We start from the raw sequence: 20,568 nt of genomic DNA, 5'->3' as shown, positions 1-20,568 counted from the left end.
CTTATCTGCCGAGAACCTTATGAAGCTCACCGATCTCCACCTGCTGCGCCAACAGGCCTATATCGACGGTCGCTGGGTCGATGCGGATAATGGCGCGCGCTTTGCCGTGACCAACCCGGCCAATGACCAGCTCATCACCCACGTCGCCGCCCTGGGCCAGGCGGAAACCGCCCGGGCCATTGCCGCCGCCAAGGCCGCCCTGCCCGCGTGGCGCGCGAAGACCGCCAAGGAACGCAGCCAGATCCTGCGCACCTGGTACGACCTGATCCTGGCCAATCAGGAAGACCTCGCTCGCCTGCTCAGTTGGGAACAGGGCAAGCCCCTGGCCGAGAGCCGTGGCGAAATCGCCTACGGCGCCAGCTTTATCGAGTGGTTCGCCGAAGAAGCCAAGCGCGTCTATGGCGACGTGATTCCCCACGACAAGCCAGGCCGGCGTCTGCTGGTGACCAAGCAAGCGATTGGCGTGGTGGCGGCCATCACCCCGTGGAACTTCCCCAACGCGATGATTACCCGCAAGGTCGGCCCAGCCCTGGCCGCCGGTTGCACGGTGGTACTCAAGCCCGCAGCGGAAACCCCGCTGTCGGCCCTGGCCCTGGCCGTACTCGGCGAGCAGGCCGGCCTGGCACCCGGGGTCTTGAATATCGTCACAGGGGACGACGCCCCGGCCATAGGTGGCGAGCTAACCAGCAACCCGGACGTGCAGAAGCTGTCGTTTACCGGCTCGACCGGCATCGGCAAATTGCTGATGGCCCAATGTGCCCAGACCATCAAGAAAGTCAGCCTGGAACTGGGCGGCAACGCGCCCTTTATTGTGTTTGACGACGCCGACCTGGACGCTGCCGTGGAAGGCGCCCTGGGCTCCAAGTTTCGCAACAGCGGGCAAACCTGCGTCTGCACCAACCGCCTGCTGGTGCAGAACGGCATCTACGACGCATTCAGCCGCCGCCTAGCGGCGGCGGTCAATGCCCTGAAAGTTGCCCCGGCGGACGACGAAGGCGCGCAACAGGGCCCGCTGATCAATGCCAAGGCCGTGGCCAAGGTGCAGGAGCATATCCGCGATGCGGTAAGCAAGGGCGCCAGGATCCTGGCCGGGGGCAAGCCCCATGCCCTGGGCGGCGGCTTTTTCGAGCCGACCGTGCTCGGCGATGTCACCTCGCTCATGCAGGTCGCCCGCGAGGAAACGTTCGGCCCGCTGGCACCGATCTTTCGCTTCGACACCGAAGAACAGGCCATTGCCATGGCCAATGACACCGAGTTCGGCCTGGCATCCTATCTCTATACCCGCGACCTGAGCCGCGCCTGGCGCGTCAGTGAAGCCCTGGAGTACGGCATGGTCGGGGTCAATGAAGGGCTGATCTCCACCGAGGTCGCGCCCTTTGGCGGGATCAAGCAGTCCGGCCTGGGCCGCGAAGGCTCCAAGTACGGTATCGACGACTATATCGAGCAAAAATACCTGTGCCTGGGCATCCAGTGACCACCGCCCCCTCCCCCGGATTATCTGGCCCCTGAACGGGGCCTTTTTTATGGGCCGTACACCCTCTCCACCGCTCGGCCGTGGCCAGCAAGACAGCTAAAGGGTAGAGGGATAACCGAGCGTAGCCCGGCCAACCGCAAGGGGCGGCCCGGTATGCGCTGCACGCTCGGCTCAGAGGGTCTGCAGAATCCGTTGCAAGGCGCTCAACGACTGGAGCAAGCCATCGCGCTGCCGATCGTCGAGGCGAATGTAGCGACGGAAACTGGGCATGCGATTGACCACTTCACTGGCCCCCATATGCTCCAGGCTGACGGTCCAGCCGCCCGCCTCGCCACGCTCGATGACCAGGCGCTTGAAGTCCAGCGGCATCAGCGCCGTGCACAAGGGTTGGTCATGCAGCAACGCGGCTTCCAGCGCCGCCAGCGCGGCCGCCTCACCTGCGCGGCGCTTGCAGGTCAGCCCCGTGCGCCGGACCGCGCCGGTATGGCGCAACTCTATCTGCAACGCCCCCACCTCACGCGACGGCACCTGCAACACGAAATCGGTCAGTACCAGGTGCATCAGCAGTTCACTGTGCGTGCGCTCCTGCGCCTCGAAGAACAGCCCGTCGGCGGCAGCGAACCGCCCCCGGGTAGGCTCCAGGGCCTCGAAACTCAGCCCCCCGAAATTGCGCCGCACATGCGCCAGGGTTTCCCCCGGGCGATAGCCCGAGGGTTGGCGTTGGCGGATGAACCGATCAGACAGGCTTCGAAGCACTGTAATAGGCGTCATGGCTATGGATACCCGGTTCGTGACTGAATTCGTTGGCCAGGATCTCCTCGGCCGGCACCGGCCGGAAAGGATTGACCTTCTGAACCACCAGGGTCCAGAACAGCGCATAGGCGGCGGTCAGGCCAAGCATGATCGCAAACGGTATGTAGATCTCGCTGCGTTCCATGCCCGGCGGGGCGATAAACCACATGCCGGTCAGGATGCCGGCGCTGGAAACGATTTGCGGCAGCGGGAAAAACGGCGATTTATAGGCCCGTTGCAGGTCCGGACGGCGAATGCGCAGCAGCACCACCGACAAGGTCACCAGCAGATAGGCCGTACCCCATGCGCAGACCGCCGCCAGGATCAGCGGCACGATATGGTCGGCGTTGCCGCCCAGGTACGCCGCATGCAGGCAGGGAATCAGCATGGCGACCGCAATGCACACCAGCGGCGTCTTGTAGCGTGGATGCAGGTAGGTAAAGATTTTCGGCAACGCACCGTCCACGGCCATGCCGTACATGATGCGAGGTACACCCGCCATCAGCGTGTTGATGGTCGCCGCGCCGGCGAACAGGAAACCGATACCCAGCCAGAGCGGACCGATATCACCCATCACTTGCTGGGCGAAGTGCGGGATGGCCATCGGCGTGTCCAGCAGATGCACACCCGTGGCTTCGTCGAGCAACACGTTTTCGACCTGGCGGCTCATCGCCGCGCCATAGATGAACATGCACGACGCTACGCCGACCAGGCCCAGGGCCATGGCCCGCGGCATGGTTTTGTGGGAGTTGCGCAGATCCGGTGCCAGCGGCGTGACGAACTCGCAGCCGACAAACATGAACATCGCCATCCCGACCAGCGACAAGGTCGTGACCAGGTCAGTGCCGACCAGGGACTCGCCAAACCAGCCCTGCAACTCCACCGCAGGCGCCGCCAGCAAACCCAGGACGCCGAAGACCATCAGGGTCGTCCACATACCGAAGGTCAGGATCACCTCGGCCTTGCCGAACACGCTCACGCCAAAGGAGTTGAGGATCCCGAAGACAATCACGAACCCGACGCCGAGCAACCACGAACCGCCAGCGGATTCGGCCAGGGTATTGAGGTGTTCGAAGTTCACCAGGGCCATGACACCCGACAGGATGGTCTCGGCCGTACCGGCAAAGACATGCACGATCAGGTAGGCGGAAATGGTCCCGGTAATCGCAAAGAAACGCCCCATGCCGCAGGAGATGTAGTCATACACCGAGCCCGTAGTCGGCAGCATCGAGGCGGCCTCGGCGAACGTGGTCGACTGCGCCAGCATCATCACCAGGGCAATCAGCATGGCGATGGCAAAGGCGCTGCCGCCAATGCCAAACCCCATGGTCGCGGTGAGAATCACCGGGCTGGCCATGATCAGGCCAATGGTGCTGGCGAGCGCCGTGGGAAACCCCACCGACCCGCGGGTCAGGTGCGCGTTGAGCCTATCGTTGATCGACATTGTCGTGGACCTCGAAAGCAGATTTTTAGTTATTAGAACTCTCGGCACTCTGGCGGCGCCGTGAGCGGGATCTCGGGGCCGGTCACCAGCCCCCACTCTATCCGATCACGCACAGGCGTACTGACGGACAGCCAGGCAACAGTGCGCTTACCCCGACGGAGCGTCTTGCCCCTCCCTGCCAGCCCAGTTGCATGTCCCTGACAGACGCACAAAAGCACGTACCGCCCCAAGCAAGCAGGGTCAAGTCGCCCTGGCAGGCACAGTCAAGCAGGCCGCTGACGCGCTCCCTATGCTGAAGAACTCTCGCCCCGGCGACCTTTCAACCTGCCCAGTTTCAGGAGCTGCCCGTGACGTCCTCCCTGACCACGACACTGCCAAACGTCGAAGCCTTCATCTCGCGAACCCATGCCTCGTTTATCGAGGGGACACAGCACCTGCCCGCCCATGGCAGCCGCTTCGAACTGCGCAATCCGGCGGATGACCGCGTACTGAGCACGACCGTCCACGCCGATACCGCCCAGGTAGAGGCCATTGTCCAGTGCGCCCAACGGGCCTTCAAATCAGGTATCTGGAGCCGCCTGGCCCCGGCCGAGCGCGAGCGGATCCTGCTGCGCTTCGCCGACCGCGTCGAAGCCCACGGCGAAGAGCTGGCCCAGCTGGAAACCCTCAACCAGGGCAAATCGATCCACCTGGCCCGGGCGGTGGAAGTCGGGGCCTCGCTCAGCTACATGCGCTACATGGCCGGCTGGGCGACCAAGATCGAGGGCCAGACCCTGGATGTGTCGATTCCCATGCCGGCCGGGGCGCGTTTCAATGCCTATACCCGCCGTGAACCGGCCGGGGTGATCGCCGGTATCGTGCCGTGGAACTTCCCGATGATGATCGCCTTGTGGAAGATCATGCCGGCGCTGGCCTGCGGCAACACCATTATCATCAAGCCGGCCGATGAAACCCCGCTGACCGCGCTGCGCCTGGCCGAATTGGCCATCGAGGCCGGCGTGCCGGCCGGGGTGTTCAACGTACTGATCGGCAACGGCGCGCAGGCCGGTGCCGCCCTGGTCGCGCACCCGCTGGTGAACAAGGTCTCGTTCACCGGTTCCACCGCTGTCGGCAAGCAGGTCGGCGTGGCGGCGCTGCACAATATGACCCGCTTCACCCTGGAGCTCGGCGGCAAGAACCCGATGCTGGTGCTCGCCGATGCCGATCTGGAAAAAGCTGTGGCGGGCGCCATCGGCGGTGGCTTGCTCAACCAGGGCCAGGTCTGCGCCGCCGCCTCGCGCCTGTACGTTCATGCCAGCCGCTACCAGGACTTTGTCGAAGCCCTGAGCAGCCAGGTCGCCAGCCTCAGCATTGGCGCCGGCATGGATCCCCAGGCGCAGATCAACCCCCTGGTTTCACGCAAGCAACAGGACAGCGTACTGCGCTACCTGCAGATTGCCCGCCAGGAAGGCGCAACGTTCTGCACCGGCGGCGGCAAACCCGACCTGGCGGGCTATTTCGTCCAGCCGACGGTGCTGAGCCATGTCGAGCAGAGCATGACCTCGGTGCGCGAGGAAATCTTTGGTCCGGTGCTCTCGGTGCTCTCGTTCGACGACGTCGAACAGGCCCTGGAAATGGTCAACGACAGCCGCTACGGCCTGACCGCGAGTATCTGGAGCAACGACCTGGGCCGGGTAATGGACCTGATTCCGCGCATCGAAGCCGGCACCGTCTGGGTCAACAACCATGTGCCGGTCGACCCGAACATGCCGTTCGGTGGCTACAAGCAATCAGGCATGGGCCGCGAGTTCGGCAAGGCCGCCATCGAAGGCTTCACCGAAACCAAATCGGTGTGCATCACCTATTGAGGCGTCTGGGTGCGCGGGCATTGGCCGCGCACCTTGTCATGCTGTACACCAGGCCCTGCGACGCAGCACCAGGCGGGCCTCACTTTTTCGGGTGCTGATGCAGCATGCCCTGGATCTGCTCGGTGGCCTGGCGGGTGCTGGCGGCCAGCTTTTTGACCTCATCGGCGACCACCGAAAATCCGCGCCCGACCTCCCCGGCCCGCGCCGCCTCGATGGCCGCATTGAGCGCCAGCAGATTGGTCTGCTCGGCAATGGTCTTGATCACTGCGACCACCGTAGCGATCTGCGCGTAGGTTTCCTCGCTGCGCTGCACGGCCTGCTCATGGCTCTGCAAGGCGGATCGTTCATCACTGATATCGCGCACGGCCCCCAGCACCCGCGTCAGTTGCCCCCGCTCGTTGCGCAAGGCTCGCCCGCGTTCGCGACACCAGATATAGCCGCGTTGCTTGTGGCGCATCCGGTACTCGAAGGCATATTCGCCACTGCCGCCTGCGCTGCCGATCTCACGGTCGAATACCGCCATGATGCCCGCCAGGTCGTCGGGGTGAGTGATGCTCACCTGCGCGTCCCAGCCGTCCGGCAACTCCTGCTGGCTGTAGCCCATCAGCGTCCGGAACTGGTTGGAGATACGCATCCGGCTGCCCGGGTTCTGGATCTCACCCTGCACCACACTGATATCCCAGACGCCCTCGGTCAGCGTCGACTGGATCAACTCCCAGATGTGCGCTTCCCGGGCATGCTCGGCGGCGGTGCAACCCTGGCGCTCGATCTCGGCTTGCAGCGCCGCGTTGTGCTGGAGCGCCCCCTGGTGACGCGCCTGCAGCTCGCCCAACTGCCCCTGCTGTCGCTCGCCCGCCTGCAATAGCTCGGCAACGCGCTCCTGCGCTTCGTCCAGGCGCTGCGCTTGCCGCTGGTTCTCCTGCAGCAAGGCTTCCAGCGCTGCCACCAGCGCAGGGTGGCGCTTGAGTACCGCAGACTGGCCGGCACCCGAGTCAACGCCCTGGCGGATTCGCGCCAGGATCGCGGTCAACTCTGGGGCCCATTCCCTACGATTCAGAAACATGTGCGCACCGTTTGGCTATCAAATCGATGCCCGGATATGACGCTAAATGGCGCCCGATCGCTTGCACACGACTGCCAAGGGCCTTGTCTGTGCATGCCGCACCCGGCACGGCGCGGCCGTATTGCAGGCACTCATTAACTTATTCATTATCTGCCGTTCTATCTCCCAGGAACCTTGCGCCCATGAACGCCCTGCTCAGGCAACAAACCAGCCTTTCCCTGGAACTCGCGATGCAGGCCTTGCAGGCAGCGCTGGCACGGGCCAAGGCCGAGCCCGTGACGGTGAGCATCGCCCTGGTCGATGCCGCTGGCCAGTTGGTGCATATGGCCCATATGGACGGTGCGCCCCTGCAGAGTCGCGATATCGCCTTGAACAAGGCCCGCACCGCCGTTGGCTTCGGCATCGCCACCAGCGCCTGGCAAGCCCGCCTGGAGCAGTGTTCACCCGCCGTCCGCCAGGGCCTGGCGTTGCAACCGGGCATGGCCCTGTTTGGTGGGGGCGAACCACTACGCCATGAGCACACGGTGATTGGCGCCATCGGCATTTCCGGCGCCAGCGAAGCCCTCGATGGCGCATGCGCCCTGGCCGCTGTCGCGCGGGTGGCGCAGCTGCTGGGCGCGGACTGAAGACCTCTGCCCTGGGCCTGTCAGCCCGGGTCAAGAGCCTCGGCAGACAGGGACAAGACTGTGCCCACCGTACCGGGGCTAATATCCGTCATCCGCAGGTCTTCCTCACTTTGATGCCAGGCTGCATTTATGATCAATATCGAGACACCCACCTACTACACGGCCACCAAGAAGTACGATCTCAGCTTCCCCTCGTTGCATGAGGACCTGGAAGCCGATGTCGTGGTGATTGGCGGTGGTTTCTCTGGTATCAACACCGCGCTGGAGCTGGCTGAAAAGGGCATCACCAACATTGTCGTACTGGAAGCCCGCTACCTGGGCTTCGGTGGGACCGGGCGCAACGGTGGGCAGATCATGGCCGGCATCGGCCACGACCTGCAGAAGATCAAGAAAGACGTCGGCGAGGACGGCCTGCGGCAGATCTTCGAAATCAGCGACATGGGCGCCGATATCATCAAGGGCCGTATCGCCAAATACGCCATCGATGCCGACTTCTGCCACGGCTACGGCTACATGGGCTTCAACGCCCGCCAGGAAAAAACCCTGCGCAGTTGGGAAAAAGAGTTCAAGTCCCTGGGCTCGCCCCATGAAATCCGCTTTCTCGGCGGCTCCGACGTGCAGCAGATCATCGGCTCCAATGCCTACAGCAGCGCCCTGCTGCACATGGGCGGCGGGCATGTGCACTCGCTCAACCTGCTGCTCGGCGAAGCCAAGGCGCTGGCCGGCCTGGGCGTCAAGATCTTCGAATACAGCCCCGCGCTTGAAGTGCAGTACGGCGAGCGCATCACCGTGCGCACCGGCAAGGGCTCGGTCAAGGCCAGCAAGCTGCTGTGGGCCTGCGACAGCTTCCTCAACAAGCTGGAGCCGGAACTGCACCGCTCCACCATCAACACCTATGCGTTCCAGATGATGACCGAGCCGTTGTCGGACGAAATGATCCAGCGCATCAGCCCGATCCGCGGCGCCTACAGCGATATCCGCCCGGTCATCGACTACTACCGGGTCACAAACGAGAACCGCCTGCTGTTCGGCGCGGCCACACCGTTTATCGAGCACATTCCCAGCGACCTCAAGGCCTGGAACCGCAACCTGATGCTCAAGATCTTCCCGTACCTCAAGGACGTGAAGATCGACCTGGCCTGGGGCGGCCCCATGGCGACGAGCGCCAACCTGTTCCCGCAGATCGGCAGCCTGCCCGGACGGCCCAACGCCTTCTTCGTGCAAGGTTACTCAGGCTTTGGCGTCACTCCCAGCCACATCATCTGCAAGGTCCTGGCCGAGGGCATGAGCGAGGGCTCGGCCCGCTACGACCTGGTCAGTTCGGTCAAGCGCGGCACCATCATCGGCAAGGATCACATCGCGCCCCTGCTGCTCACCGGCGGCAAGAGCTGGCACCAGTTGTCCGGCTATTGGTCCGGGCGCCGCTGAACATAGGCCTTACCGCCCTCTTCCACCCGTTCACTTTTCCACTCATCAGGAGTCACTGCCATGTCCCTTACCGCCATCAAGAACGGCATCACCCTCGACCAGCTGGATGCCTGGGGCACCGTTGCCGACCTCGGCTCCGAGATCCTCGAAGGCGAAGTCAAATGCTTCGGCAAAATGACCGCCGGCGCCCCGACCGATCCGGTCAGCGCCGCCTACTTTGGCACCACCCAGGGCAAGTTCCGCATGGTCTACCCCTTCAACGAGCAAGCTACAGTGGTCACCGGCGAAGTCGTGCTGACCGACGAGTCGAGCGGCCAGACCAGCCGTTTCAAGGCCGGCGACAGCTGGTTCGTGACCAAAGGCACGCCGGTGCTGTGGGAAGTCGTCAGCGACAGCTTCGTCAAGCACTACTACGCCGTAGCCTGATGGACACGGGCAGCGGTTCGCGCCGTTGCCCAACCTTCGCGGAGCCTGCCATGCACGAGCTTTCGCCAATCGGTGCCTTCGGCCAACAATGTCTGCGCACCTTCAGCCATTTCGTCCCCGCCTCGCTGGCCGTCTTCTACCGTATCGACCCACAGTTGCAGGCCGTCGACTTCCAGTTGCTTGGCATGCAGGCACCGATGCACACCGCCTACCTCACGCACTATCGCCACCTGGACCCGCTGACGCCAGCCGCCTGCCTGGACAGCGGATTGCCGGTGGTGTCGCTGCACGCGGCCATGGCGCGTCAGGCAGACAGCAGTCATCGCGAATACCGCAGGTTTCTGCGCCGGCATTCGGTGGTCGACGTGGTGGAAATCATTGCCCTGGTGGACCGCCAACCCGCTGCCGGGATCTCCCTGCTGCGCCACGGCGAACTCGGCCCATTCAGCCGCCAGGACCTGGCCAATCTGCTGCCCCTGCACGGGCTGATGCAACTGGCCGTGCCCAGGATCGGCAGCCCCCCGGCGCAAACCTTCGACCGCCTGACCCAACGTGAACGGGAGATCGCCCTGCTGCTGCGTGACGGTGCCAGCAACAAGCTGCTGGCACGGCACCTCGATCTCGGCCTGCCCACCATCAAGACCCACCTGCTCAACCTGTTTCGCAAGGTCGGCGTCAGCAATCGCACCGAACTGGTGACGGCGCTGTTTCTCCACCCGCGCTAAGGCTGGGCAATGCTTCGCGGCAGGCCGTGACGACAGACAAGCTCCCCCCGGTGCTGACTCACCTTCGCGCCTCAACCATCCGGTTGATACCCGTGGTGTTTGCGTCGCCACACACTGAGTCTTCCGTTAACCCACGAGAAGCCCCCCATGAGCACCTCCTCCGACTGGATCACCGTAGGCGCCCTCGCCGAGGGTTTCACACCCCACGCGTTTATCCTGCCCAACCTGGCCGAGCTGGACGGCAAGCAGTTCAGCCTGCGCTTTGAGAACGGCTGGGAAATCGCCCACCGCTTCGACGCCGAACAGGTGCACTGGCTGGCCGCCGATGGCCACTCCAGCGGCAGCGCAGCGTACCGCGCGACGTCGGTACGCCCAGGCATCTACCTGGTCGACTTTATCAAGCACGAAGACGGCCAGGCCTGGTCGATCAGCCTGGTGCTGGACACCCTCAGCCAATCCTTCACCGCCGTGATCGGCACGCTGCCGAGCGCCGCCGACCTCGACGAAGGCCTGTACCGCCGTGCGCTGGCGGGCAAGGCACTGACCGGCGTACAGGCGCGGTTTCTGCAGGGCAGCCTGGACCGGCCATGGCACGACGGCGCCTGCCCCCATGCCCCGACCCGCGAACTGGTCGGCATGCGCAACCGTTACCGCTACAGCCCCACCGAGGTCTATGAACATATCTACCTCAACGACCAGTACTACAGCTGGCAATGCCTCAAGGGCGTCGAGCAGGGCCTGTGCGACACCGACCGCTGCCACTACTACAAGATCGCCGACGCGCTGTACCTGTTTGTCTGGCGCGAGAAAATCGTCCCGACCCTCGGCCTGGTGATGATCGACCTGCAGCAGCATCGCAGCGACGGCAAGATCTTCGGCTATGCCGGCGAAGGCTTCGAGGCCTTGTCCAACTTCGCGGTGTCGTCCTACTGCGACCTGCTCAATCGCACGGAGCACGGCGATGAGTAAAACCGTGGTCATTACCGGCGCCGGCACGGGTATCGGCGAGGCCTGCGCCCGGCAACTGGCCGCTGAAGGTGCCAATCTGGTACTGATCGGCCGTCGCGCCGAACCTCTGCAACGCGTCGCCGCCGAGACCGGTGGCCTGGTCCTGGTCGGCGACGCCGCCGACAGCGCGACCTGGGTCGGCTTTATCGAACGGATCAAGGCCCGCTTCGGCGGCATCGATGCCCTGCTCGCCTGCGCGGGCGGGCATGGCCTGGGCAGTGCCACCCAGACCTGCGACGAGACCTGGCAGGCGGCGCTGCGCAGCAACCTCGACAGCGCGTTCCAGAGTGCCCGCGCCTGCCTGCCGATGCTGATCGAACGGCGCGGCAGCGTGGTTTTGCTGGGCTCCATCGCCTCGCTGGCGGCAGGGCCGCAGGTGTGTGCTTACACCACCGCCAAGCACGCCCTGCTCGGCCTCAATCGTTCACTGGCCCGCGACTATGGCCCGCAAGGTGTCAGGGTCAATTGCGTGTGTCCGGGCTGGGTGCGCACACCGATGGCCGATGCAGAAATGCGCCCGCTCATGGAGCACTACGGCGGCGACCTCGACGCCGCCTATGCCCGGGTCTGTGCCGACGTACCGCTGCGCCGCCCGGCCAGCGCCGTGGAAATCGCCAGTGTCTGCCGCTTTCTGATCAGCGCACAGGCAGCAATCATCACCGGCGCGGCCATCGTCGCCGATGGCGGGTCGAGCATTGTCGATGTGCCTACCCTGGCATACAGCGCCCTGGGGAGCAGTTGATGGACACAGGCCTGGATTTCATCGACAAGACCGTGCTGGTCACCGGCGGCGCCCAAGGCATCGGCCGGGCCATTGCCGAAGGCTTCGCCACCCGGGGGGCACAGGTGGTGATCGTCGACCTCAACCTGGCCCCGGCCCAGGCCCTGGTCGACGAGTTGCGTGCCCGGGGTTGCCAGGCCAGGGCCGTGACCCTGGACCTGGCTGACCACGAGGCGATCTTCGCGCTGCTCGCAGCAATGGAGCGCCTCGATATCCTGGTGCACAACGCCGCCTATTTTCCGCTCACGCCCTTTACCGCCATCAGCCCGCCCCTGCTGGAGCGCACCCTGGCGGTCAATCTGGCGGCGCTGTTCTGGCTGGCCCAGGGCGCCTTGCCGCTGTTCCAGCGCCAGGGCGCGGGTGTCCTGCTGGTGACCTCCTCGGTCACCGGGCCGCGCGTCGCGTATCCGGGGTTAAGCCACTACGCGGCCTCCAAGGCCGGGGTCAATGGCTTTATCCGCAGCGCGGCCCTGGAGCTGGCGCCCTATGGCGTACGGGTCAACGGCGTCGAACCCGGGATGATTGCCACCCCGGCCATGGCCAACCTCGGCGATCCCGCGCTCACTGCCCGCATCGCCAGCGCCGTGCCCCTGGGGCGCTTGGGTGAGCCCCGGGACATTGCCGAAGCGATGCTGTTTCTGGCCTCGGACAAGGCACGCTACATCACCGGCCAGACCCTGATCGTCGATGGCGGGGTCACCCTGCCGGAAACCCTGGCCACGCTGCAGGGCTGAACGTAACGGCGACCTGTCCTGCGTCTGAAGAAGGACAGGTCGCCGCGCCTAGGCCGTTTGCCCCAGGGCATTGGCGCGGTAGTCCTTGGGCGAACGCTCGAAGTGCTTCTTGAACGCGCGACTGAAATGCGCCGAGTCAGTAAAGCCCCATTTGTAGGCGATGGAGGTGATCGACTCACTGCGGTGGAAAGGATTGGCCAGGTCATCCGCGCTGCGTTGCAGGCGCGTGCGCTGGATGTAACGGCACACGCTGTCATCCTGCTCTTCGAACAGACGGTAGAGGTGTCGTACGGAAATATTCAGGCGTGTCGCCAGGCCCACGGGCGTGAGGTTAGGCTGGGCCAGGGACTCTTCAATGACCTGCTGCACATAGCTGCGCAGGTTGCTGCCCTGCATCAACTCAGCCTTGGGCTGCTCCCTGGACGCGTCCGTCAAGGCCGGTGCCAATAGGGCGATAAAGGCGCTGCGCAACGCTTCGCTTTCCTCACCATCGTCATGAGCGCCCTGGGGTTCGCGGCACAGTTGATCGACCAGCACATGCAGCATCTTGCCGCTGGAGCTGGTGGCGCTGACCTTGCCGAACTTGCCGCGCTTGAGCACGCGGTCCACTTCATTGCGGGGCAGGGACAGCGAGGCATGCTCGATCAGCCCGAACGGCGTGATCTCGCAGGAGCCCACTGAGTCCATCAGCAGCAGCTCGCCAGGGGCCAGTTGGATCGTCGTTCCGTTTTGGCTGATCTGCGAGCAGCCACTGCGCTGGCTGACCAGAAAACAGCTCTGGTCATTGTCGTGATCCGGCTTGATCGACTCGCGGGCAATCAGCCCGGCATTGGTGCGCAGGTGTGCCATCGGCAGACCAGCATGGCATTGCAGCGAAATCTCTCCGATAAACAGGGATCGATTGAACGCCATCTGGGTCTCGAACTGACCACAAATGGCCTGTAGGGAAGCACGCCATCCTTCCAGACCGTCATGTGCCACGCTTTGAGCATTCATATGCACCTCCGTGGATGCAGTTTGTTTTTGTCGCTAGATAGTTAACATGTTATCCATATAGGCGCAACAATGACTCCAAGGCGTGCAGTACTGCAATTTGGATACCAGCATTTAATTCGAGAATATATTCACGGTTTAGCCAGCATCGCTGTCGGGCACGGGACGCTCTCGACCGCCGCTTCGCGCCCTCTCGGTGCACTTCCCCGCACCGGGCACCGGAACAAGGCGACCGACACCTTTGCCCCTGCCTGCCACCGTCCTTGTCACTGGCTGACATCGGCGCCCCATAGGCCATTTCTGGCTGCGCCGATCAAGGCAGTGGCAGCCATCGACAAGACGTGCCCCGCCCGCCGATGTGACTAATACCGCCACGCCCTGCGCAAGCGTTGCGCATTGCCTGCGGCGTTGTCCCGGAGCCACAGAAGTTCCGGCTTTCCACTATCTGCAACAGGGAGCGATCTTTCATGGGGCCATCCACCCGTGTTCTAGCACTATCCCAGGCCATCGGCCTGAGCATCGCCATGCTGGTCACCAGCCAAGCCGCCAGCGCCTACGAACTCTATGCCGACGATGACACCCACCTGAACGCCGATCTGCTCGCGGTGTTCGGCGCGATGAACAGCCGCAAGAACTACGACGGCACACCGGGCGGATCGAGCTGGCGCGAAGGCTTTATCAAGTACGGCATCAGCGGCGACCAGGGCCTGGCGGGCGCGGGTACGGCCTATGGCACGTTCAACCTAGTCAGTTCGGCCACCTGGGGCGATGGCGATGCAGGCGGCAATACCGACGGCTCGGAGCGCACGACCAAGATCGAGGACGCGTTCCTGGGCTGGCGCTCTGGCGACCTGTTCCCGGTGCTGGGCAAAGATGGCGTGGATGCCTCCTTTGGCCGCCAGGTGATCAAAGTCGGCAGTGGTTTCCTGATCAACGACGACGGCCCCAACCTCGGCAAGGGCCCGGCCGATGGCGCGCTCAATCGGGGCGGTGCCTATTACATTGCCGCACGCCATGCCTTCGACCGCACCGCGCTGCTGCGCCTGGGCGGCCAGGACGGCCTCCATGGCAGCGTGTTCTGGCTCAAGTCCGACAACCGCGCCCAGGCCGAAACCGAACTGGCCGCCGGGACCCTGGACTACACCGGGACAGCAGGCACCCTGGGCCTGACCTGGATTCACGGGCTGGGCGTCACCGAGCAATGGGCCAGTGACTTCCAGAAGGAACGTGACGGCATGAATGTCTACAGCCTGCGCGGTGAAGGCGATGCGGGCATTGAAAATGCCAGTTTCGGTTTCGAATACGCCTGGGAAGACAAGGACGCTGGCACTGAAAAAGCCTGGTACGGCGAGGCCGGCTATACCTTCGCCGATGCCCCTTGGTCACCCAAGGTCACCTACCGCTACAGCCGCTACTCCCAAGGCTGGGACTCGCTGTTCAACGGTTTCAGCTCGGGCTACGGCACCTGGTTCCAGGGTGAAGTCGCCTCCAACTACGCCGGGCCGTTCAACAGCAACACGGCCATCCACCATGTCGGCCTCAAGGCCACGCCCCTGGAAAACCTGACCCTCGGCGCGCTGTACTTCGACTTCAATACCCTGCACAAGCGCAGCACATTGAACCTCGATGCCCGCGAGCTGGACCTGTACGCCGAATGGGCCGTTAGCGAGCACCTGATCATCAGCCCGCTGGTCGGCCTCTACCAACCGAAAAAGGATGAAAACACCGGTGGCAACCAGGTCGGTGGCCATGGCACCAACGTCTACAGCCAACTGACCGTGGCAGTGCCCTTCTAACCCCTGACTCGACCCCCACGACGCAGCTCGCTGCGTCGTTTTTTACCGCCAACGGCAGGCCTCGACCTGCCCGCCTGCCCCCAGCGGCAATGGCAGCCTGCTCGCAACGGGCAAGGCAAGACGCCAAATGCCTGCAACGCTCCGTTATCAGTCGCCTCTTCTTATACCTATTAGTTACTTAAATATTTCTAGTTAGTATTTTTAGAAATATTAAAACTTACTTATAACTGTCCAACAGCTGCCCGAATGGCCAGTGACCACTGCCGTGCTGTTGGCGCCCGAACATTCGCGCCAGTGACCGCAGAGCAACAGCGAATCAGCAGAGCGCCCGGACATCAACAGCTGAAGACGCCATTAAAAACACTCAAGCAATTGATTTATAACGATTTAAATCATAGGCACAACAATTGCTCAGAGACCTGTACTCCTTGCACCAAACAACAGGACTACCTGAAATGAGCACACCTTTGAACGTCGTCGCCCTTTCCGGCGGCACGGGTCGCCCCTCACGCACCCTGGCGCTGACCGAATCGATCCTGGCCGAGCTGGGCAACCTCCTGCCAGCCAGGACCCACCTGATCGAGTTGGGCGATATCGCCCGCCCTCTGGGGGCCGCGCTCTGGCGCTCGGAGCTGCCGGCCGAAGTCGAGCAGCAGCTGCAACGCATTGAAAGCGCCGATCTGCTGGTGGTGACGTCGCCGGTGTATCGCGGCAGCTTTCCCGGTCACTTCAAGCATCTGTTCGACCTGATCGGACAGGACGCATTGGTCGATACGCCCGTGCTGCTGGCGGCCACCGGCGGCAGTGAGCGCCATGCGCTGGTGCTCGATCACCAGTTGCGCCCCCTGTTCAGCTTTCTCCAGGCGCTGACGCTGCCCATCGGCGTCTACGCCAGCCAGGGCGACTTCCTCGACTACCGCATCCATAGCGAGGCGCTGAACACGCGCATCCGCCTGGCCGCAGAGCGTGCTGCCGCGCTATTCGCCGACTCCGCCCGCGCCCTGCGCAAGACCGCCTGACGAGCAAGGAAGCCCCCATGAGTGTTCATCTTCATCCCGCCCAGGCGACACCGCTCCAGACCGCCCGCCTGTTGGCGCAGACCTTCGCCGAAACGGCCGTCGAGCGCGACGCCCGCGGCGGCACGCCCAAGGCCGAGCGTGATGCCCTGCGCGCCAGCGGCCTGCTGGCCTTGACCATCCCGCGCCAGTACGGCGGCCTGGGCGCCAGCTGGAGCGAGACCTTCGAGGTGATTCGCGAATTCGCCCGCGTCGACAGCTCCATCGCCCACGTGTTTGGCTTTCACCACCTGATGCTCGCCACCGTACGCCTGTTCTCACGCCCCGAGCAGTGGCAACCCTGGTTCGAACAGACGGCCCGCAAGAACTGGTTCTGGGGCAATGCGCTGAACCCGCTGGACACCCGCACCGTGATGCGCACGTTCGAGGGCTGGTACGAATTCTCCGGGCAAAAGAGCTTCTGTTCCGGCGCCAGCGACTCGCAGATGCTGATCGCTTCGGCCATCGACGAACGCGCCGGCGGCAAGCTGTTGATCGCCGCCATTCCCAGCGGCCGCTCCGGCATCACTCTGCACGGTGACTGGAACAATATCGGCCAGCGCCAGACCGACAGCGGCAGCGCCACCTTCGAGCGGGTGCGCGTGGAGCACAGCGAGCTGCTGCTCGACCCCGGCCCGCTGAGCACGCCGTTCGCCGGCTTGCGCCCGCTGATCGCACAACTGCACTTCTCCAATATGTTCCTCGGCATCGCCGAAGGGGCCTTCGAGGAGGCACGCAATTACACGCTCAAGGAGAGCCGTCCGTGGTTCCGTTCCGGCGCCAGCCAGAGCAGTGAAGACCCCTATGTGCTGCGTCACTACGGCGAGTTCTGGGTCGGCCTGGAAAGCGTGCGCCTGCTGATCGACCGGGCCACTGCCCAGCTCGATGCGGCCTGGGCCAAGGCCGAGGAATTGAGCAGTGAAGAGCGCGCGCAACTGGCGCTGTCCATCGGCACGGCCAAGGTTGCGGCCACCCGTCATGGCCTGGATATCTGCAACCGGCTCTTCGAGGTCACCGGCGCCCGCGCCACCCACGCTTCACTGCGTTTCGACCGCCACTGGCGCAACCTGAGAACCCAGACCCTGCATGATCCGGTGGACTACCGCATCCATGAACTGGGCGAGTGGGCGCTCAATGGCAAGCGCCCTACCCCGTCTTTCTACTCCTAAGGCACGCCCATGCAACTGCTGACCCTGCCCCCGTCACCCACACTCGCCACCTCGATCCGGGCCACCGCCCAGGTCTTCGAAGACCCGCGATCCCAGGCGCTGCTCGCCCACGTGCAACAGGTCGCGCCCAGCGAAGCCAGCGTGCTGATCATCGGCGAGACTGGCACGGGCAAGGAGCTGGTGGCACGCCATATCCACAATCTGAGCGGGCGACGCAACGGGCCATTTATGGCCGTCAACTGCGGCGCCTTCTCGGAAACCCTGGTGGAGGCCGAGCTGTTTGGCCATGAAAAAGGCGCCTTTACCGGAGCCCTGGCGGCCAAGGCCGGGTGGTTTGAGGAAGCCAATGGCGGCACGCTGTTTCTCGACGAGATCGGTGACCTGCCGATGCCGATCCAGGTCAAGCTGCTACGCGTGTTGCAGGAGCGCGAAGTGGTCCGCCTGGGCTCGCGCAAAAGCATCCCGATCAATGTACGGGTGTTGGCGGCGACCAATGTGCACCTGGAAAAAGCGATCAATGCCGGGCACTTTCGCGAAGACCTCTACTACCGCCTGAACGTGGTCAGCCTGCAGTTGCACCCGTTGCGCGACCGCCCGGGCGATATCCTGCCGCTGGCCCGTCACTTCATCAACGAGTACAGCCGCCGGCTCGGCTACCAGGATGTCAGCCTCGACGAGGGCGCCACCCAGCGCCTCGCGCGCTACGACTGGCCGGGCAATATCCGCGAGCTGGAAAACGTTATTCACCACACCCTGCTGATCTGCCGCGACCGCCTGATCCGGGCGGAAAACCTGCACCTGTCCAACCTGCGCATCGCCCGCGAAAACGACGAGCGGCCCCGCGAGGAAACCGCCGAAGCGTTGCTGCAACGCGCCTTCGACAAGTTGTTCGAGGAACAGAGCGGCGCGCTGCACGAGAAGGTCCAGGACACCCTGCTGCGTGCGGCGTATCAGTTCTGCCATCACAACCAGGTACACACCGCCAGCCTGCTCGGGCTGTCGCGCAACATCACCCGGGCGCACCTGATCCGTATCGGCGAGCTGATGGTCAACAAGCGCCGTCCGGGACAAAGCGCCCAGGGGCATCGGGTGATCAACCTGTCGATTTGAACACTGCCTCGCGTGCACCCACGGGCGCCAACGAGCGCCCTCGACGAAGGCTTTTGAGGAAAACACTGTGAGTCTCGATATTTTCTGGTTCCTGCCTACCTCCGGCGACACCCGCTACCTGGGCCATTCGGCCAGCGGTCGTCCGGCGACCAATGCCTATATGCGCCAGATCGCCGTGGCCGCCGAGCAACTGGGCTACGACGGCCTGCTGATTCCCACCGGTGCCAGCTGCCTGGACCCCTGGGTCACCGCCGCTAGCCTGGTGCCGGTGACCCAGCGCATCAAGCTGCTGGTGGCCCTGCGCACGTCCCTGGGCAACCCCACCGCCTCTGCGCGCCAGGCCGCCAGCCTGGACCAGGCCAGCGGCGGGCGCCTGCTGCTCAATGTGGTCCCCGGCGGCGATGCCACGGAGCTAGAAGCTGATGGCGTGTTCCTCAAGCATGACGAGCGCTACCAGGCGTCCGACGAATTTCTCGGGATCTGGCGTCGCCTGCTGCAGGGCGAAACCGTCGACTTCGAAGGCGAGCACCTCAAGGTGCGGGGCGCGCAGAACTTCTTCCCCCCGGTGCAGAAACCCTATCCGCCACTGTATTTCGGCGGTTCCTCGCCCGCGGCCCACGACCTGGCCGCCAAGCACGTCGATGCCTACCTGACCTGGGGCGAGCCGCCAGCCGCCGTGGCGCAGAAGATTGCCGATGTCCGCGCGCGTGCCGCCACCTATGGGCGTACCGTGCGCTTCGGCGTGCGCCTGCACGTGATTGTGCGCGAAACCAACGAAGCGGCCTGGGCCGCCGCCGACGAACTGATCAGCCACCTGGATGACGCCACTATCGCGGCCGCCCAGGCCAACTACGCCAGCATGGATTCCGAAGGGCAGCGGCGCATGGCCGCCCTGCATGGCGGGCGCCGCGACCAACTGGAAGTCGCCCCCAATCTGTGGGCCGGGGTGGGCCTGGTGCGCGGCGGCGCCGGTACGGCACTGGTCGGCGATCCGCAAACCGTGGCCGCACGCCTGCTCGAATACGCCGCGCTGGGCGTGGACAGCTTCGTGCTCTCCGGCTACCCGCATCTGGAAGAGGCCTACCGCTTTGCCGAGCTGGTGTTTCCGCTTCTGCCCGGCAAGGGCAAGGTCACCGTGGATGGTTCCTTCACCGGCGGCGCCTTCGATATCCGCGCCGGACGCACCACGGAGAGCGCCGCATGAAGGTGATCGATATGCGCTGCCGTCCAGCCTTTCTGCACCCGTTTTTCGGGGCCGAACCAGGCTCGCCGGAGCATGCCACCGCGCGCTGGCTCAATCGCCGGGTCGGCACGCGCGGGCCGGACAATCACTTCGAGCGCTCGCTGGATCTGCCGGGTTTTCTCAGCGAAGTGCGCGAGGCCGGTTTGCACAAGGCGGTGGTGGTCGGCCGCCATACACCGGGCCAGCACCTGCCCAATGAGCAGATTCACAGCATCGTCGACGGCTATGACGAGTTGCTCGGTATCGGCGCTGTCGATCCGGCGTTGCAAGGCGTCGAGGCCGCACTGCAGCAAATCGACCACGCGGTGGACGAGCTCGGGCTCGTCGGGATCGACCTGGAACCGGGCTTTGCCGAACCGGCGCGGCATCCCGACGACGCCCTGTACTGGCCGATCTATGAGCACCTGCAACGGCGACGCATCCCGCTGTTCCTGATGAGCGGGCCGACTACGCCCAATCCGCATTACAACGACCCGGCTCCCCTGGCTGCCGTGGCGCGGGCCTTTCCCGACTTGCAGATTGTCGTCTACCACGGCTACTGGCCCAATGTGCAGCAGGCGCTGGGCGTGGCGTTCCGCTACGCGAACATCCACCTGGTGCCGGATATGTACCTGTTCCTGCCCGGCAGCGAGGGCTATGTGCAGGCGGCCAACAGCTACCTGGGCGAGCAGTTGCTGTTTGGTTCGTCCTATACCTTCCGCCCGATCCGCCAAAGCATCGAGGATGCCCAGCGCCTCGGCTTCAATGATGCCGTCGTGGAGAAGTTTTTCCATGGCAATGCCGCACGCCTGTTCGGCCTGGGCTGAAACGCAGTCATCGCTCAAGCAGTAGCACAGCCAACAAAGGCGCCTCCG

18 protein-coding genes and 2 pseudogenes are annotated in these 20,568 nt (G+C 64.2%); 15 read left to right on the top strand and 5 right to left on the bottom strand.

From position 1 onward, the window contains the following. Positions 1-19: 19 nt before the first annotated feature. Entirely contained in the window at positions 20-1,474 is a 1,455-nt protein-coding gene (locus tag NPS46_RS16940) for an NAD-dependent succinate-semialdehyde dehydrogenase (RefSeq protein ID WP_274109099.1), read from the top strand. A 171-nt stretch (positions 1,475-1,645) separates the two neighbouring features. Here NPS46_RS16940 and NPS46_RS16935 read toward each other — a convergent pair whose 3' ends face one another. Continuing rightward, positions 1,646-2,245 (bottom strand): DUF3156 family protein, encoded by a 600-nt coding sequence (locus tag NPS46_RS16935; protein ID WP_274109097.1) that lies wholly within the window; start codon positions 2,243-2,245, stop codon positions 1,646-1,648. After that, the gene (locus tag NPS46_RS16930; RefSeq protein WP_274109095.1) at positions 2,211-3,710 is read right to left on the bottom strand and encodes an APC family permease; all 1,500 of its coding nucleotides are present in this window, start codon (positions 3,708-3,710) and stop codon (positions 2,211-2,213) included. Before NPS46_RS16930 ends, NPS46_RS16935 begins: the two co-directional genes overlap by 35 nt. 341 nt (positions 3,711-4,051) lie before the next feature. On the opposite strand from NPS46_RS16930, the gene NPS46_RS16925 reads away from it, so the two are divergent. Beyond that, a complete protein-coding gene (locus tag NPS46_RS16925; protein WP_274109557.1) occupies positions 4,052-5,557 on the top strand; it encodes an aldehyde dehydrogenase family protein in 1,506 nt (501 codons plus the stop codon). A 94-nt stretch (positions 5,558-5,651) separates the two neighbouring features. Here NPS46_RS16925 and NPS46_RS25425 read toward each other — a convergent pair. Together NPS46_RS25425 and NPS46_RS25420 are read right to left on the bottom strand one after the other, a co-directional pair. Further along, positions 5,652-5,897 (bottom strand): annotated as a pseudogene (locus NPS46_RS25425) (methyl-accepting chemotaxis protein); the annotation flags it as partial. A gap of 54 nt (positions 5,898-5,951) precedes the next feature. Continuing rightward, positions 5,952-6,161 (bottom strand): annotated as a pseudogene (locus NPS46_RS25420) (PAS domain-containing protein); the annotation flags it as partial. A 641-nt stretch (positions 6,162-6,802) separates the two neighbouring features. On the opposite strand from NPS46_RS25420, the gene NPS46_RS16915 reads away from it, so the two are divergent. The 7 genes from NPS46_RS16915 (at position 6,803) to NPS46_RS16885 (ending at position 12,348) form a co-directional block, all read left to right on the top strand. Further along, complete coding sequence (locus tag NPS46_RS16915; protein ID WP_274109091.1) at positions 6,803-7,246, top strand: GlcG/HbpS family heme-binding protein; 444 nt, start codon at positions 6,803-6,805, stop codon at positions 7,244-7,246. 129 nt (positions 7,247-7,375) lie between these two features. Continuing rightward, positions 7,376-8,674 carry an NAD(P)/FAD-dependent oxidoreductase gene (locus tag NPS46_RS16910; protein ID WP_274109089.1) on the top strand — a complete coding sequence of 433 codons (1,299 nt, stop codon included), beginning with the start codon at positions 7,376-7,378 and terminating at the stop codon, positions 8,672-8,674. A 60-nt stretch (positions 8,675-8,734) separates the two neighbouring features. Next, a complete protein-coding gene (locus NPS46_RS16905; RefSeq protein WP_274109087.1) occupies positions 8,735-9,100 on the top strand; it encodes a cupin domain-containing protein in 366 nt (121 codons plus the stop codon). Positions 9,101-9,150: 50 nt separating this feature from the next. Beyond that, positions 9,151-9,825, top strand: a complete 675-nt coding sequence (locus tag NPS46_RS16900; protein WP_274109085.1) for a helix-turn-helix transcriptional regulator — start codon at positions 9,151-9,153, stop codon at positions 9,823-9,825. Between the two features lie 147 nt (positions 9,826-9,972). Further along, positions 9,973-10,794, top strand: a complete 822-nt coding sequence (locus tag NPS46_RS16895) for a molybdenum cofactor biosynthesis F family protein (protein WP_274109083.1) — start codon at positions 9,973-9,975, stop codon at positions 10,792-10,794. After that, complete coding sequence (locus NPS46_RS16890; protein WP_274109082.1) at positions 10,787-11,575, top strand: SDR family NAD(P)-dependent oxidoreductase; 789 nt, start codon at positions 10,787-10,789, stop codon at positions 11,573-11,575. Before NPS46_RS16895 ends, NPS46_RS16890 begins: the two co-directional genes overlap by 8 nt. Beyond that, positions 11,575-12,348, top strand: coding sequence for an SDR family oxidoreductase (locus NPS46_RS16885; protein ID WP_274109081.1), 774 nt, complete (start codon positions 11,575-11,577; stop codon positions 12,346-12,348). Before NPS46_RS16890 ends, NPS46_RS16885 begins: the two co-directional genes overlap by 1 nt. Positions 12,349-12,396: 48 nt before the next feature. Here NPS46_RS16885 and feaR read toward each other — a convergent pair whose 3' ends face one another. Then, positions 12,397-13,344: a transcriptional regulator FeaR gene (gene feaR, locus NPS46_RS16880; protein ID WP_274109080.1), complete on the bottom strand. Its 948-nt coding sequence runs from the start codon at positions 13,342-13,344 to the stop codon at positions 12,397-12,399. A 521-nt stretch (positions 13,345-13,865) separates the two neighbouring features. On the opposite strand from feaR, the gene NPS46_RS16875 reads away from it, so the two are divergent. The 6 genes from NPS46_RS16875 (at position 13,866) to NPS46_RS16850 (ending at position 20,520) form a co-directional block, all read left to right on the top strand. Beyond that, positions 13,866-15,137 carry a hypothetical protein gene (locus NPS46_RS16875; protein ID WP_274109555.1) on the top strand — a complete coding sequence of 424 codons (1,272 nt, stop codon included), beginning with the start codon at positions 13,866-13,868 and terminating at the stop codon, positions 15,135-15,137. A gap of 455 nt (positions 15,138-15,592) precedes the next feature. After that, positions 15,593-16,156: an FMN reductase gene (gene msuE / locus NPS46_RS16870; RefSeq protein ID WP_274109078.1), complete on the top strand. Its 564-nt coding sequence runs from the start codon at positions 15,593-15,595 to the stop codon at positions 16,154-16,156. Positions 16,157-16,173: 17 nt separating this feature from the next. Beyond that, a complete protein-coding gene (locus tag NPS46_RS16865) occupies positions 16,174-17,361 on the top strand; it encodes an acyl-CoA dehydrogenase family protein (protein ID WP_274109076.1) in 1,188 nt (395 codons plus the stop codon). A 9-nt stretch (positions 17,362-17,370) separates the two neighbouring features. Further along, on the top strand, positions 17,371-18,471 hold the full coding sequence (locus tag NPS46_RS16860) for a sigma-54 interaction domain-containing protein (protein ID WP_274109074.1): 1,101 nt from the start codon (positions 17,371-17,373) through the stop codon (positions 18,469-18,471). A 67-nt stretch (positions 18,472-18,538) separates the two neighbouring features. Next, complete coding sequence (gene ssuD, locus NPS46_RS16855; protein WP_274109072.1) at positions 18,539-19,675, top strand: FMNH2-dependent alkanesulfonate monooxygenase; 1,137 nt, start codon at positions 18,539-18,541, stop codon at positions 19,673-19,675. Beyond that, the gene (locus NPS46_RS16850) at positions 19,672-20,520 is read left to right on the top strand and encodes an amidohydrolase family protein (RefSeq protein WP_274109070.1); all 849 of its coding nucleotides are present in this window, start codon (positions 19,672-19,674) and stop codon (positions 20,518-20,520) included. Before ssuD ends, NPS46_RS16850 begins: the two co-directional genes overlap by 4 nt. Positions 20,521-20,568: the final 48 nt, after the last annotated feature.

The organism is Pseudomonas putida, from assembly GCF_028682395.1.
GTDB classification, from domain to species: Bacteria; Pseudomonadota; Gammaproteobacteria; order Pseudomonadales; family Pseudomonadaceae; genus Aquipseudomonas; species Aquipseudomonas putida_AB.
This window is presented reverse-complemented; position numbering and strand designations above follow the sequence as displayed.

Bases quoted from the DNA above. Each gene is read 5' to 3' on its own strand.
- msuE (WP_274109078.1), top strand. From the start codon at position 15,593: ATGAGCACACCTTTGAACGTCGTCGCCCTTTCCGGCGGCACGGGTCGC.
- NPS46_RS16910 (WP_274109089.1), top strand. From the start codon at position 7,376: ATGATCAATATCGAGACACCCACCTACTACACGGCCACCAAGAAGTAC.
- NPS46_RS16935 (WP_274109097.1), bottom strand. From the start codon at position 2,245: ATGACGCCTATTACAGTGCTTCGAAGCCTGTCTGATCGGTTCATCCGC.
- NPS46_RS16940 (WP_274109099.1), top strand. From the start codon at position 20: ATGAAGCTCACCGATCTCCACCTGCTGCGCCAACAGGCCTATATCGAC.
- NPS46_RS16850 (WP_274109070.1), top strand. From the start codon at position 19,672: ATGAAGGTGATCGATATGCGCTGCCGTCCAGCCTTTCTGCACCCGTTT.
- NPS46_RS16930 (WP_274109095.1), bottom strand. From the start codon at position 3,710: ATGTCGATCAACGATAGGCTCAACGCGCACCTGACCCGCGGGTCGGTG.
- NPS46_RS16895 (WP_274109083.1), top strand. From the start codon at position 9,973: ATGAGCACCTCCTCCGACTGGATCACCGTAGGCGCCCTCGCCGAGGGT.
- NPS46_RS16915 (WP_274109091.1), top strand. From the start codon at position 6,803: ATGAACGCCCTGCTCAGGCAACAAACCAGCCTTTCCCTGGAACTCGCG.
- NPS46_RS16865 (WP_274109076.1), top strand. From the start codon at position 16,174: ATGAGTGTTCATCTTCATCCCGCCCAGGCGACACCGCTCCAGACCGCC.
- NPS46_RS16860 (WP_274109074.1), top strand. From the start codon at position 17,371: ATGCAACTGCTGACCCTGCCCCCGTCACCCACACTCGCCACCTCGATC.
- feaR (WP_274109080.1), bottom strand. From the start codon at position 13,344: ATGAATGCTCAAAGCGTGGCACATGACGGTCTGGAAGGATGGCGTGCT.
- NPS46_RS16900 (WP_274109085.1), top strand. From the start codon at position 9,151: ATGCACGAGCTTTCGCCAATCGGTGCCTTCGGCCAACAATGTCTGCGC.
- NPS46_RS16905 (WP_274109087.1), top strand. From the start codon at position 8,735: ATGTCCCTTACCGCCATCAAGAACGGCATCACCCTCGACCAGCTGGAT.
- NPS46_RS16890 (WP_274109082.1), top strand. From the start codon at position 10,787: ATGAGTAAAACCGTGGTCATTACCGGCGCCGGCACGGGTATCGGCGAG.
- NPS46_RS16875 (WP_274109555.1), top strand. From the start codon at position 13,866: ATGCTGGTCACCAGCCAAGCCGCCAGCGCCTACGAACTCTATGCCGAC.
- NPS46_RS16885 (WP_274109081.1), top strand. From the start codon at position 11,575: ATGGACACAGGCCTGGATTTCATCGACAAGACCGTGCTGGTCACCGGC.